Annotated in this window: 18 protein-coding genes, 3 tRNA genes and 2 pseudogenes; 20 read left to right on the top strand and 3 right to left on the bottom strand. The window is 45.5% G+C overall.

Annotated elements, in window-relative coordinates:
• From ACJHX3_RS18350 to ACJHX3_RS18370, 5 genes and pseudogenes are all read left to right on the top strand, one after another.
• Positions 1-105, top strand: a pseudogene (locus ACJHX3_RS18350) (tail fiber domain-containing protein); the annotation flags it as partial.
• Positions 106-115: 10 nt separating this feature from the next.
• Positions 116-400, top strand: a complete 285-nt coding sequence (locus ACJHX3_RS18355; RefSeq protein WP_021520115.1) for a hypothetical protein — start codon at positions 116-118, stop codon at positions 398-400.
• Between the two features lie 181 nt (positions 401-581).
• Positions 582-905: a hypothetical protein gene (locus tag ACJHX3_RS18360; protein WP_000064175.1), complete on the top strand. Its 324-nt coding sequence runs from the start codon at positions 582-584 to the stop codon at positions 903-905.
• A 13-nt stretch (positions 906-918) separates the two neighbouring features.
• Positions 919-1611, top strand: a complete 693-nt coding sequence (locus ACJHX3_RS18365) for a membrane protein (protein WP_042063115.1) — start codon at positions 919-921, stop codon at positions 1609-1611.
• A 1-nt stretch (position 1612) separates the two neighbouring features.
• Complete coding sequence (locus ACJHX3_RS18370; RefSeq protein ID WP_001404395.1) at positions 1613-1864, top strand: hypothetical protein; 252 nt, start codon at positions 1613-1615, stop codon at positions 1862-1864.
• Between the two features lie 168 nt (positions 1865-2032).
• On the opposite strand, the gene ACJHX3_RS18375 is transcribed toward ACJHX3_RS18370, so the two are convergent.
• Positions 2033-2554, bottom strand: coding sequence for a GNAT family N-acetyltransferase (locus ACJHX3_RS18375; protein ID WP_000072677.1), 522 nt, complete (start codon positions 2552-2554; stop codon positions 2033-2035).
• Positions 2555-2561: 7 nt separating this feature from the next.
• Positions 2562-2831, bottom strand: a complete 270-nt coding sequence (locus ACJHX3_RS18380) for a DUF1778 domain-containing protein (RefSeq protein WP_042063163.1) — start codon at positions 2829-2831, stop codon at positions 2562-2564.
• A gap of 318 nt (positions 2832-3149) precedes the next feature.
• On the opposite strand from ACJHX3_RS18380, the gene ACJHX3_RS18385 reads away from it, so the two are divergent.
• The gene (locus tag ACJHX3_RS18385; RefSeq protein WP_042063113.1) at positions 3150-3818 is read left to right on the top strand and encodes a division plane positioning ATPase MipZ; all 669 of its coding nucleotides are present in this window, start codon (positions 3150-3152) and stop codon (positions 3816-3818) included.
• 5 nt (positions 3819-3823) lie between these two features.
• Complete coding sequence (locus tag ACJHX3_RS18390; RefSeq protein ID WP_160378290.1) at positions 3824-4177, top strand: hypothetical protein; 354 nt, start codon at positions 3824-3826, stop codon at positions 4175-4177.
• Positions 4178-4229: 52 nt separating this feature from the next.
• Here ACJHX3_RS18390 and ACJHX3_RS18395 read toward each other — a convergent pair whose 3' ends face one another.
• Positions 4230-4997, bottom strand: coding sequence for an LEM-3-like GIY-YIG domain-containing protein (locus tag ACJHX3_RS18395; protein WP_000342417.1), 768 nt, complete (start codon positions 4995-4997; stop codon positions 4230-4232).
• 282 nt (positions 4998-5279) lie between these two features.
• Here ACJHX3_RS18395 and ACJHX3_RS18400 point away from each other — a divergent pair, with 282 nt between their 5' ends.
• The 13 genes and pseudogenes from ACJHX3_RS18400 to ACJHX3_RS18460 all read left to right on the top strand — a co-directional run bounded on the left by ACJHX3_RS18400 (position 5280) and on the right by ACJHX3_RS18460 (position 13218).
• Complete coding sequence (locus ACJHX3_RS18400) at positions 5280-6020, top strand: hypothetical protein (RefSeq protein ID WP_094308011.1); 741 nt, start codon at positions 5280-5282, stop codon at positions 6018-6020.
• Positions 6021-6063: 43 nt separating this feature from the next.
• Positions 6064-7404: a DnaB-like helicase C-terminal domain-containing protein gene (locus tag ACJHX3_RS18405; protein ID WP_094308010.1), complete on the top strand. Its 1341-nt coding sequence runs from the start codon at positions 6064-6066 to the stop codon at positions 7402-7404.
• Between the two features lie 147 nt (positions 7405-7551).
• Positions 7552-8667, top strand: a complete 1116-nt coding sequence (locus tag ACJHX3_RS18410) for a DNA primase (RefSeq protein ID WP_162535814.1) — start codon at positions 7552-7554, stop codon at positions 8665-8667.
• Between the two features lie 75 nt (positions 8668-8742).
• Entirely contained in the window at positions 8743-9525 is a 783-nt protein-coding gene (locus ACJHX3_RS18415; protein ID WP_094308008.1) for a hypothetical protein, read from the top strand.
• Between the two features lie 55 nt (positions 9526-9580).
• Complete coding sequence (locus ACJHX3_RS18420; protein ID WP_162861444.1) at positions 9581-10063, top strand: hypothetical protein; 483 nt, start codon at positions 9581-9583, stop codon at positions 10061-10063.
• Positions 10060-11382, top strand: a pseudogene (locus ACJHX3_RS18425) (DNA ligase). The gene ACJHX3_RS18420 and the pseudogene ACJHX3_RS18425 overlap by 4 nt, the downstream one beginning before the upstream one ends.
• Entirely contained in the window at positions 11382-11558 is a 177-nt protein-coding gene (locus ACJHX3_RS18430; RefSeq protein WP_085949093.1) for a hypothetical protein, read from the top strand. Before ACJHX3_RS18425 ends, ACJHX3_RS18430 begins: the two are co-directional and overlap by 1 nt.
• Positions 11542-11757, top strand: a complete 216-nt coding sequence (locus ACJHX3_RS18435; RefSeq protein ID WP_000636535.1) for a hypothetical protein — start codon at positions 11542-11544, stop codon at positions 11755-11757. Before ACJHX3_RS18430 ends, ACJHX3_RS18435 begins: the two co-directional genes overlap by 17 nt.
• On the top strand, positions 11754-11906 hold the full coding sequence (locus ACJHX3_RS18440; RefSeq protein WP_000613553.1) for a hypothetical protein: 153 nt from the start codon (positions 11754-11756) through the stop codon (positions 11904-11906). The genes ACJHX3_RS18435 and ACJHX3_RS18440 overlap by 4 nt, the downstream gene beginning before the upstream one ends.
• Entirely contained in the window at positions 11903-12193 is a 291-nt protein-coding gene (locus ACJHX3_RS18445) for a C-type natriuretic protein (RefSeq protein ID WP_094321825.1), read from the top strand. Before ACJHX3_RS18440 ends, ACJHX3_RS18445 begins: the two co-directional genes overlap by 4 nt.
• 778 nt (positions 12194-12971) lie before the next feature.
• A tRNA-Asn gene (locus ACJHX3_RS18450) sits at positions 12972-13046 on the top strand.
• A gap of 5 nt (positions 13047-13051) precedes the next feature.
• A tRNA-Tyr gene (locus ACJHX3_RS18455) sits at positions 13052-13138 on the top strand.
• Between the two features lie 4 nt (positions 13139-13142).
• Positions 13143-13218: transfer RNA gene (locus ACJHX3_RS18460), tRNA-Thr, on the top strand.
• Positions 13219-13408: the final 190 nt, after the last annotated feature.

The following is a 13408-nucleotide window of genomic DNA, read 5'->3' on the forward strand; positions in this document are numbered from 1 at the left end:
CTGGTTGTTCCACTGATTCACCATATCCAGAAGCTGACTGAAAGAGTTGATGAACTTGAGTCAGAATTAAAGTTGTTATCCGTTTCCCGAAGCGATATCGGATAAAGGAGGCGTAATGGATATAACACCTTTCCTTCATGCACTTTGTGCTGTGGCTGCGCAGGTACTGGTTGGTCTTTTTACCGGAAACTGGGCTTACGGGGCGATAGCTGGTTGTACGTTCTTCATTGCGCGTGAACACACCCAGGCAGAATATCGCTGGATTGAAATGTTTGGGCATGGCAAGCGAATGAATATGCCGTGGTGGGGCGGTTTTGATCCGCGCGCTTGGGATGTGGCAAGCCTGATGGATTTTGCGATTCCACTTTTAGCGTGCACATTATTATATATTTTTATTTAATATAAGATTAACTGAGATATAGCTTACGCAAAGAAGGCAATAAATATAAAGAGAGATGTTCTGAGGTAATTTATTGTTGGTGTTTAAGTTTATTTACAGATAGGTAAGTGCATACCTATATAAAAAAGATAAAATGTGATATAAATCCGCCATCCCGATTTGACTTTTCATGGAGGAAAATATGTCGAACGAGATGGCGGGCGTAACAACAGAGCAAGTTGAGCGCATTGCCGCGATCGTTGCTCGGGAGGTTGTCGGCAAATTAGGTAAAGAGCTACGTGAAGAAATTGGCCAGGAGGTCAACGATCAGCTGAAAACCTACTTTGGTGATATGACCCCGGCGCAACATAGTATTCAACACTCCAATCTGGACAAACTCCTTAACCGGTTGGACTCCATCTCAAGTGGGTTCTTTGGCGGCATTGTTTCTAAAATAACGTCGTTCATTATTACCGCACTGCTTTTGGGGTTAGCCGCGTATGGCGTAAAAAGTGGACTGCAATAACAGGAGATCAAGGATGAAGACTCCGAGAGGCATTCGTAATAATAACCCCGGTAATCTGGATAAAGGATCACCGTGGCAAGGTCTGGTTGCGAATCCAGACGAACCGCGCTTTTGCACGTTTAAAGACCCTGTTTGGGGGATTCGTGCGCTGGCGGTGACTCTAATTACCTACCACGATAAACGTCGCGCAAAAGACGGCTCAAGTATCGATACCATTCGTGAAGTTATTGAACGCTGGGCACCGCCGAATGAAAACAATACTGACGCCTACATTAATGAGGTGTCTAAAGCCGTTGGTGTAACCGCAGACATGATCATCGATCTGCATGATTACGACATCCTTCGACCTTTGGTTGAGGCAATCATTCGCCACGAGAATGGCCGAGGCCCGCTAAAAACGCTGAACACCTGGTATACGGCAGAAGTTATTGAGGAAGGTCTGCGTCGAGCTGGCGTCGTTAAGCCGGTGAAAACCGTGAAGGCTGTTCCTGTAACTAAAGAAACCGCTGGCGCAACTGTTACAGCAGGTATTGGTCTGGCGCAGCTTGCCGATGTTATGCCGCAGGTTTCCGCTGCTATGGATAAGGCACAAGGTCATATCTCTAGCGGGGATACAGTACGCATCATCTTCGGTATTGCCACTATTGTTGTGGCAGGATTCATTGCCTGGTCGCAGGTAAGAAAACACCAGAAAGGGATGGTCTAATATGCTAGGCAGCCTGATGACAAAGCTAAAAGTTGCTTTGATTACGCTGGCTGCCGTTCTTTTCGTTCTGGTCGGCGCTTACACGATGGGCGGAAATGCGGCGCGACGAGCAATGGAAGAGAAGGCAAAACAGGAAGACAGAAAACGACTTCAAAGCACAGTGGAAGTGGTGAATGAGACGAGCAATAAAATACGTCAGAAAGATGCTTCTGCCGTTCATCGTGAGTTGTATGATAAGTGGGTGCGTCATTAAACCACAAACCGCCAGCGTATTGTTCTGCGATGGAGCTGAGCCTATCTATATCAGCAATAATGATGTAATGACTGAAGAAACCGAACGCCAAATCCTTTTTCACAATACGATGGGAGAGAGGGTTTGTGGTTGGTGATGTCGAAGTTCCCCTCAAATGAGGGGAACACATTATTCTTCGAACAATTTTTCGATAGATTTTGTAGGATAGAACAAAGAACGCTCGTTGTTACCAACCAGCTGGATAAAGCCTAAACTTTTATAAAACGCCTTGGCTTTGTCATTTAACGCCTCAACGAAAAGTCCATGAATGCCTACAGCAAGAGATGCATTGTACACAACGCGCATTGCATGTGTTACAAGCATTGAGCCAAATCCTTGACCTTGAAGGGACTTGTCCAAAGCCAGCCTACCCAAAGTAACACTTGGAACATTCCGATAAGGAACCTTCTTTTGTTTGCTTCGTGAAGGTAAGGACTCCTTTTCAAAACAACTACCTGACAAAGTGTAATACCCTAACACTTTTGGCCTTTCTTCTTGAGTGCAAAGCACATAAGCACGAAGAATTTTTCCCTCATGCTGCCTTTTTAAGTGGTTGGCTAAAAAGGCGTTTAGTGACTCTTCGCCGCAATCAAAACCGTTTAGATCATAATCTTTCTCTCCAGAGAAAATCTCTATCGTCGTATTGCTCACGAGTAAACTACTCCATGCTTTTCAGACGATTAGCAGCTCGTTTCAGCTTATCGTTCGGTGCCGGAGGATTGCTTATAGCGTCCATAACCAGATTCCAGGATTCTTCATTCAGAACTAGTCTACGGTGTTGCTCTATAACTTTCACGGCACGTTCAGATGCACTGCTAACCATAAACTGAGTAATGCTCTGGTTAGACATTGCGGCAGCTTCCTCGATGATGCTTTTATCGTCATCGGTTAATCTCAAATCGATGCGCTGCTTTTTTAGTGCTGACATGTATTCCTCCTGATGGCCGTGATGTAGGAAGGCCATCAATCTCCTCTGTTCAAACTGAGTTTTCGACTCAAAAATTACTTTAAAAGGCTATAGCCCATTACGTGTGCATTATCAAATTGTGTACGGCATATCACCGTACTTGTAATATAGAGGTCATTGTTACTTTTTTCAACAGGCAAATACAAGCAATGATTGCCAATTGTTAACCACAACCTACCATTTAACCTTTACACCGTAGCCGTAGGCATTTAGGCTATATCACATATAAGAAAACAAGTTGTTTCAGACGATAATTATATACGCAAAGGGAACTCTCCAATGACCAAGATCTTTGTGGTTGGCGGCACAAAGGGCGGGCCTGGCAAATCCACCGTTGCCCAGCAAATTGCCGTTTGCCTGAAAGTCAATAAGAAGAAGAAGGTTTATATTACCGATATAGATATTCAGCGCACGACAACGAGCTGGTGTGAAGACCGTCGACAGAACGAAGACCTTGAGCTGATTCCTTTTGCATACGTTCAGGATGACATCATTAAGCACCTAAAATCGCTTCAGGGTAGAGCTGAGTTTGTAGTGGTAGATGCTGGTGGCTTCGACTCCGAAATTCAGCGACAAGCGATGCTGATGGCTGACGTTATCATTATCCCGCTGCGTCCTAAGCGTCGTGATTTGAAATCTTTACGTGACATCGATCCTATTATCGACAATGTTCGCAATGTAAACGATAAAGTGAAGGTCCGCGCGGTCATGAACCAGTGCCCGGCTTTGCCATCACAAGTGTCTCGCATTCTGGCGGCTAAAGAGATTGTTGAGACGTTTGGAATCGAGTCTGCGCCAGTCAATCTATATAACCGCAACGTCTATGATGATGCGGAAGAGTCTGGTCGTTCTATCTTTGAAATGACCGGTAGCGAGCGCGACAAAAAGGCGGAAGCCGAGTTTGAAGAATTTGTAGATTATCTGTTGAGTCTGGAGGAAGAAGAATAATGTCCATGAAAATGGGTGACCTAGCAAAGCGCAAAGAGCCTGATGCACCGGCTAAGAACACAACTCCTTTGCGCCAACCAGTCAGACCACAGGGACGCCCGACTCGTGGCAAAGAGAAAATTAAAAGCCGCACAATGTCACTGGAGGACGAATACTTCGAACTGCTGGAGATGATGAAGTTCATCCCTCGCTTCGAGAAGTTCACTCGTTCTGACGTGATTCGAGCAGCCATTTTCCATCTGGCAGAGAAGTCACCGCAGGAAATCGAGGACATCGTGAAATTGAATGAGGCGATCACCGCTGCCGATGTCACGATGCGTACCGATGAAATCAAACGAGAGTTGATGAAGAAAGGTTAAAAATCATGCATTGGCGCGTATATTGCGCCAATGCATAACTACAGTGTCAGCTTTATGCCGCACTAACACTATGTTCAGTCCTAACCACCCCAACCTTCACAAAAGGGCTACCGTAGCTTGGTGGCTTCTTGATTAATTTGCCTACATACAGTTTTCTAATATGCTCATCGGCTATTCTGCCAACAAATTCATAACGTTTTGTGTCGGGGCCAAGAGCTATATCCCTTGTAAAGTACTGCTGAGAACCGGCTTTGACCCAGCATTCAATCTGATAAACTTCCATTATCAGCCCACCATATGTAGCGTAGGCATATTTGAGATTCTCGTCTCTTGGAACCTTTGCCCATACGCCACGCGTAGCTTCATATAATGCCAGAGCGGACATTCCTGACTTGTAGGTGCTGTTTAGCAGGAAGGCAAGACCGGCGTGCTCAGGAGCAATTTCAGTTTCCTCTTGCAGCACTAAGTGATGGTAGGCGTCCAGTGATATTCTGCCCATCATGGAACCACTTCCTCGTACCTTATTCGTAAGCTCTCCGACCCCCATAAGGTCGATGCATGTCGCCTCAACAAGTTTGGCTGTGGTTTCATCCATACCATGACGAAGAATATCTATGCCTAATTTTTTATTAGCCAAAAGTTCTTTGATCCGCATGGATTTGGGAGAGTCATCGGGATACTTGATGTGATCGAGACAACGAGTCGATTTGCCTTTTCCTATGTAAAACGGTCTTTTCATCTTGTCTTCTGTATCATAGAGACAATAAACATAGTATTTAGCCTTATCCAATGATCTCGCGTATACCGATAAATCGTCCATTATTGCATCTCTTAGCTACTGACTAATGCGTTCTATTTTACACATAAGTTTTTAATCAATTTAACAGGCTCAAAGTGTAGAGCTTCTGGGCGTCTAAGACGACAAGTTATGCCTGCTTCTGTATATATAAATAATAAGTAACTTATTAAATATATACGGAAGCAGGTCTTTTAAAAGACACCACCAGAACAACTCCCTTCCGTTTCCACTTCCAAAAACTGCCACCAGTCGCTATCATCCGCTCATTGTGATAAGTAAGTAACTACCTACCAGGTGAGCCACATGAGCCAAATCTTTTTCGATACCATCGACAACGACCAGTACGACTTCATGACAGAGTGGAATACCGCTGTTATGGACAAGTGGGTCGCTGAAAACATTGGTTTGTCGCGCTGTAAAGACGAGGCTGAACTCTTCGAGACGAAGTGGTTTGATTACCGCGACATGCATCCTCTCATGGCCACCTGCCTTTTTACGGAGGCATACAAACGTCAGTACTCAAATATCATGCTGACGCACGGTCGCGAACACTTTGAAACAGCTCCGTTCACCACCGGGTTAAAACGCCTGCCTTATCAGGAGTTGTCGACTGCCAATAAAACGTCGCTATGGAAAGCACGCCAGTTTGCGGATCGCTATTGCTGCTCATACGACTACTTTATCTCCACCGTGCTTTCCGCAGCTGCACGACGTTTGTGGGACAAGCTGCCTCGCCCACAGCATTTGTGGCAGCCAGAACTGATTGAGATATTTGAAGAGAAATTAGCCAGACGCGCAACAACCCGTCTGGATGACTCTCTGGTTAGCTTTAAGCATATGGGAGACATGCAGTTCAACCCGATTCAGGAAAGCTATTTTGAGTGGATTCTGGAGCGTTTACGCGCCATCCCCCGCAGCAAGCGCATACGCGCAATTTTCTCCGCTACCTGGCTAATGGAAATCGTTCCAGAGCGCCTTATTTCCGCCCACTTTCCAGAAGAACTGGAAGAAGCACGGCGGTTTATTGATTCCCTATCTAATTAACTAACACTAGAAAACAATTTGTTTAAAAAATAAAGGAAAGCACATGACCGAACTTTGCCATACAGGACGCGGGCTGTCCGAAGAGTTTGATGAAGATTTTCAGAACAGATTGACGGCCTATTTTTGTCGTGATCACGAGTTTCTTACTCGTGCGGGAGATCTTGTTGTGCCTAGTCAATTTGCCAATGCGGCCAATGCCATATTGGTTAATATGGTTTCGGGCTATTACCGTATGTACAAGAGCGCGCCCTCTTCATCTGCGATTCTGGATATGCTTAAGCGTGCGAAACGCGATAAGACTATCCGTGAGGAACTATTCGCCGATGTTGTTGCTGCGTTTAAGCGCATCCTTGCAGAAAAATTGTCCGATACCTCGTACATGATTGACCAGGTATCAACCTTCGCAAAAAGCGTAGCGTTTGATGATGCTCTGATTAAGGCTGCTGAACTGAAAGAGAAAGGCGACTTTCAGGGGGCGATGTCAATAATGGCCAAGGTTCAGCAGATTGGATCGAACGAAGCGACCGGAATCTATGACTACTACACCTCCGCAAGTGAGCGATTGAAAGCGCGTGAATATGAGGCTTCAGAGGAGTATGTGCCAAACAGCATTACAACTGGACTCCCTCTGCTCGATAGGTTGCTGTACCAAAAAGGCTGGGCGAAGCGTGAAATGGTGCTCTTCATGGGGTTCGCTAAATCCGGTAAATCGACCGCAATGGGTGAGTTTTCCATAAACGCTACGCTTGCTGGCTACAATGTTCTGTATCTCTCGCTGGAGGTTCACACCACCATTTTATCCGACCGTTTTGATGCAAGATTGTCGGAGACGGAAATGTCCAAGCTGGTGGAACGGCGCGATGAGGTTCATCGTAAGTTGGCAGAGTTGGGAGCCACGAAGGGGATTGGTAGTTTGTGGGTGGTTGAGCGTCCGTCAGGAAGTATGTCACCGGCAGATCTGGACCGTATGCTTAACAGCATGAAAGCCAATGGCATGGTGCCTGATATGGTTGTTGTCGACTACGCAGATTTGATGCGTGCCAGTTATGACCTTCGTGATGATCGCGCTAACATTCGTAGTATCTACACCGATTTACGTGCTCTTTATGACAAGCATAACGTTGCTGGGATCACGGCATCGCAGACAAACCGTGAAGGTGGCGCGTCAGAAGTTGCCACAATGATGCACGCCGCCGACAACATCGAAAAAGTACGTATTGCTGACCTGGTAATAACGATCAACAAAACCGAAGAAGAAGAAGCGAAAGGAGAGGCTCGTCTCTACTTTGCTGGTTCTCGTAACCAGCAGGGAGGGATCAGCATTCGCGTTAAACAAAACCTCGAACAAATGCGCTTCATTGAGCGAATCTTAGACGTTACCTAAAAAATAAGCGTGGAGAACACCTCCACGCTTGATTCATTGGTGAAACAACTTTTCTTTTGCCAAACCACAAAAGAAAAACACATGAACCTTTATATTATATCAACATTTAGGTTGGTCACAATATTGCCTATTAAAAGTGGAATTATCGTGAGCGAGCTGAAAGAGCTAATTACCGAATTAGATTTTGAACAATGGTTGGACACTGAAGGTATCGTTTATCGACGTGGAGGCGTGAGTGCTCGCGGTCGTGAAGTGAATATCAAGGAGTGTCCGGTATGTGGCAGCTCCAACTGGAAGGTATATTTCAATCTGACCAGTGGCGTCGGCAAATGCTTTGCTGGTGATCATCCCGAAGAGATTCAGTTCAATAAGCTGGTCTTCCTCAAGCACTACAGCGGTAAATCACGACGACAGTTCGAGGAATATGTGCAGAACGCGCTGATCTCACAAGGATGGGCGCCGAAGAAGGAAGAGGTCGTGCTGGCCAGCAAGGTTGAACTCGAAGGGCCAGTAGCTCTCCCTCGACATTACGAACTCCCCATTGACGGTCGTCTTCCTGATTATCTGGTGGAGCGCCATATCTCCCCGGATCTGGCCAAATACTTTGATCTGCGTTACTGCGTCGAAGGCAAGCACGCATACGTCGATCCGTACACAGACCAGGTCAAAGGGCAGATATTCGATATGCGAATACTGATACCGGTTTACGATCTGGATGGGGTAATGAAGACATTTCAGGGACGAGACATTACCGGTACAGCAGAACGCCGCTACCTCTTTCCTATGCAGCTTCCAGCTTCAGGTAAATTTCTCTACAACGGCCATAATGCGGTCGGCAAACAGACTGTAGTTGTCTGTGAGGGGGCGTTCGATGTTATGGGGGTTAAACGAGCTATTTTTGATGAAGAAACATTACGTCATTACGTGGAGCCGATAGGAACGTTCGGGATGCATCTATCTGGTAACACCACTCAGGATGCAGAAGATCAGTTAGGCGCGTTCCTGACGCTCAAGGCGCGTGGATTACGTAATGTGATCATGATGTGGGATAGTGAAAAGCAAGCTATACGAAACACTATGGCCGCAGCCAGGCGACTGACCAGTATTGGTCTTAATGTCAAAGTAGCGTGTTTGGGCGAGGAAGGACTCGACCCCGGCGATGCAACGCCAGAACAAATTATCAAAGCCTATTATCGGGCAAAACCGTATACCAAACAGTTGGAGTTGCAAAGCAAGGTTTTAGGCATTAAGGCTCTATCGTAACAAACGCCGATAAAATAAGTAGATGACTACTTATCTTTCTGTAAGAATACTTTCATCTGTTAGCTAGGAGTTGGTATGAAAGACGAAATTCAGAAATTAGCCTGCGACATCATTGATAAAACTGGTTTAGAAATCAGCGAGAGCAATCGGCTAGACATCATTGAAAAAGCCGTAAAAACAGCAATGGATCATATCGCCACTCGTTTGGTTGAGATCCCGCTACCAGGGCTACCTTATCTGAAAGTTGAGTTACACGTATGGGGTGAACCTTCTTGTGCACGGCGTTCTGCATTAGTTGTTTTTATTAGCAAAGAAAACCCGATCAGTCTTAAAGTGCAGGTTGGGGCATGGATGGATGGCAAAGTGATCTACACAAATACCGTTTTTTGTGCGTCAAATGACAGTATTATTGAAGAGGCTATTCAAGAATCACTTCTAACTATGCATAGCTTAGTTTTGCTGGAAGACAAGCAAAACTACGAAGAGTACTTACGGTCGATAAAAGGTGAGAGAACATTGTCACTTAAAGCCGATTTCGTTACCCCGACAAACCTGTTGGAAGTCTTGCTTAATAAAGGGGCTAATGATGCCGTAAATGTAATCAGAGAGAGTGAGTATGCGTCTCTTTGCGACATGTGCAAAAGCCAGTTGGATCTGGTGCATATCGTTATTGATGCTGGGAAGGCATGTGATGGCGTAATGGCGGAATTTGCTGGGAAGATGGTCAGGATTGCTAACGAATTACCGATGATAGAGCAAGAGGCTAAATCATACGCCATCAATCATGTCACAGAGCTTCTTGTCCCCTATCGCTTAGAAAGCAATCAGCGCAAGATGATTAGCTGGGGAAGTTGGTAATCTCTCCGCGCGTCGTTTTTTACGCAAATAACGATAGGTAAGTACAAGATTATTTATGGCGGTAGTTGTGAAAGCTGATTTGTCAAAAATCCCCTCTATTTCAGGAAATAATGGTTATTCACTTCGTTGTGAAGAAGTAAAGATAAACGGTGAGTCGGCATATTGCAGCTACTCCGTTTGCCAGCACACCATTCTTGCCTTCAAAGAAAACCGTCTTCCTCGAACTTCATTCCAGTCGTGCGCAACCGCTATCAAAGCAGGCAAATGCAAGGCGTTAAAAATGATGGTTGAAGAGATTCGTAAAGGAGAATCTCTGTATTTCGAAGATATGACCGCGCTCATTAAGGAGGTTGAAGAACGGAATAAACAAGCCAGAACTTTAAAACGAAAACGTGACAGTGTAACGATTAATAACATGGTTAAGAAGAGCACCACATCACAAACAGCGATCACTGACGTGTATGCGGCGTTGCTTGAAGAAACAACAAAAGAAACACATGAGCAAATCGATCAACATATGGAGGTAAAACAACAATGAAAAAGTTGATCGCACTTAAGCATAAGCTGGACGAAATGAAAGCTATGGGAACCAATGCAAAAAAAGAGGCATTGGCCAACATGGATGACTTCGAGCAAAGCATGGTTTCATTGATGCTCAACCCTTTCATCCGTTTTGGGGTAAAGAAATACAAAGTGGCAGAGCCGCTTAGTGAGTCCATCCCAAGTGACGAAAAAGCCATTGATGTACTGAATAAGCTGGCCTCTCGCGAGCTAACGGGGAACGCAGCAATAGCAGCTGTTGAGTCTATCGTGGCGTCAATGTGCGCCGATGGGCAGGACGTGTTCCGTCGTTTCCTCTTAAAAGACCCGAAAGCAGGTGTTGGGATTAGCCTATGCAACAAGGTTTTTGAAAATCCCATTCCGAAATTCGAGGTGCAGCTGGCGTCACCGTATAAAGAAAAAGGCGACAAATACCCCTTCAAGCCAAATCCTAAAGCAAAATGGCCGATGATTGGCAGTCTTAAGCTCGATGGTTTGCGAGTAATTTGCGAGGTTATTGTTGACGAGGAAGAGGTTAACTTCCTTTCTCGTACTGGTAATCCAATCACGTCTCTCGATCACCTAAAGCCAGCAATGCTCGAATTAGGCAAACTTTCAGGCCACAAACACATCTTCTTTGATGGTGAAGGAACTGCCGGTTCATTTAACCAGTCCGTATCTGCATTGCGCAAAAAGAACGTGCAGGCAATTGGCGCTATTTATCATGTTTTCGACTTCTTCCTACCGGAATGGCGAGCACAGGCTAAATCCAAAGAGTATGCAAAGACAGGTATGAAGCTGAAAGAGCGCCTGGCTATGCTGGTGGCGTTGTTCAAAAACGATCGCAGTGAAGGCTAGACACAAGACATTCACCTGCATCCGTTCTATATCATCCATAGCCACGAAGACTTCATCGAACGCTTCATGAAACGCCTGGACGATAACGAAGAAGGGGAGATGGGCAAAGATCCGAACTCTGTTTACGAGTTTAAACGTACCCGCAGCTGGTGGAAGTTAAAAGACGAAGATTCCGAAGATGGTGAAATTATCGACTTTGAGCCGGGCGACCCGGACTCTGGTTTTGCCAACACACTTGGAAAAATTGTTATTCGTCTTGAAAACGGCGTCATCGTTCGTGCGAGCGGCATTAAGCATAAATATCTGGATGAGATCTGGAACAACAAAGAGAAGTACCGTGGTCGTATTGTCGAGGTTCATTGTCACGAGAAAACACCGGACGGCAGCTTACGCCACCCACGACTGAAATGGCCGCGTTGCTTACGCGATACAGAAGATCGAATCGGAGATAAAGAATGATGCTCGGCTGGATGATTGCATTTTTAGCAGTTGGTTTTTTCATAGGTATTGTGGTGATGTCCAGTTGCATCAATGACTACATTAAAAGCGGTGTTATAGAAAGACGCGGTCGTATTTATCGCATTGTAGAAATAACCAACACCCTGAAGGAGATTAAGGATGATCGTATTAAGTAAACGGGAGAAGGAAACGCTTCATGAAATCAGTAAGTGGCCGGAGTTCCCTGAGTACTGGAAGCCTAAAACGCGAGCTAAGTTAGAGCGTTTAGGGTTGGTTGCAAACGTTTCTGAAACGTGGTGTTCGGCCAACTACCAGTTAACTGATAAAGGGAAAGTATTGCTACAGCAATTAGTAGAATCAGGAGCGTTAAAATGATTCCATACATCTCATTAGCTTTTATGGGTGGCTTCCTTATCGGCTTCGGCATCTGTCGTGATTTAATTAAGCAGGAACTTAAAACCAAAACACTGTGCATCGGAAAGCGTGTGTATCGGGTAGTTCATGAAACAAAGGTGAAAAAATGAGCAATTTAACTTCTTGGGAATGGTGGTTGGCCACCTATTTCTTAGCGGCCGGAGTCGCATTCGCCTTTTACGTAGGTCAGTTAGTCGTAAAACTGTTGCTGATTAAATTTGCTAGTCATAAACGTATCGATGATGGTCTGTGGCGTCTTGGCACCCTGGTGGAAACTCGCTACGGGCAACTTAAGGAGAACGAAACCATTACTATCCAAGCGAAACGATTCACTGCCACCATTACAAGAACACCTAGTCGCAGCGTGGCCTTGATCAAAAAAGTCACAACCGAATAAAAACATATTGATAAGTATTTACTTACTTATCTTTTGTGTATAAGATGACTTTGTTTTCGTTGAGGCGCGACTGTTTGAACTTAAATACAAGTGCAAACGAAGAAGTCTATCTGGCAGTAGCCTAATAAGCCAAACACCAGCGAGGTCAGTTTCCAGCCTCGTTACCGAAATGGGACACACTGAGCGAGTGTGATTGCAGAACGCAGGAGGGAACATTCATGTTCCCTCCGATGAAGTAACAGAATGGGCGGTTGGTATATTTTCAACTCCATATGACTCCCGGATTCTTAGCCACTGACCGCCCATTCTGTTACGTCATTTTGTTCAATTATGTCGTTTATACTGGGTTAAAAAGCGGCGACGTAGCCCGGCTGGTATGGTTAGCCAGCACACAACGTTGAGGCCATTACATTTTTATCAATTCTAAGGTTCTATTCACAGAGATACCGGCGAGCGTTGATATGTAACATGTTGGGCAAACATTCAATCGGAGTAGTGGCCTCAACGTTGTGAAGACAGGATTGTTGTGTAGGTTTAACCACTGTTGCCATTGGTGCCTGTTTTCACAACAAATGATTCCATACATCACATTGTATAAATTACAAAGTAGGTGCTGTCCTCAGAAACATCATCTACTTAAAGATTTTGCCTTCTACTATTGAGCGAAGTCGAAAGCGTCTGGCACTAACGAAAAGTGCAAGTAGCGGTGCGTTTCCTGGCAGAAACTAAACCGTCGCGATTGGCACTGTTGAGTAATAAATACTGTCAGTGCTGAATTGATGGTGTAGCTCAGCGGTAGAGCAGTTGGCTGTTAACCAACTGGTCGGTGGTTCGAATCCACCCACCATCGCCAATTTAGGGGAGTTAGTCCGTAGGGGCAGCGGGGTAGACTGTAAATCTACTGTCATTGCGACTCGGGTGGTTCGACTCCATCACTCCCCACCAAATTGCCGGTTTAGCTCAGTTGGTAGAGCGCCTGCCTTGTAAGCAGGATGTCAGCGGTTCGAGTCCGCTAACCGGCACCAATACAACGATAAGATCATTACGGTTAATCGTCGTTCATGTGCACAATGACTGGTCGAAAGGTAGTGATCTTACCGTTGTGGTGGATTCGCAGACTGATGCGATAGCTTTCTTGGATGTTAGGGAAATGCGGCCGCAAATCTTCCCTTTCGCGAGCGGTGATCGTCCGTAGTCCTAATTGGCTGCACCGTA

It is taken from the genome of Escherichia sp. WS1265, assembly GCF_046487585.1.
GTDB classification, from domain to species: Bacteria; Pseudomonadota; Gammaproteobacteria; order Enterobacterales; family Enterobacteriaceae; genus Escherichia; species Escherichia coli.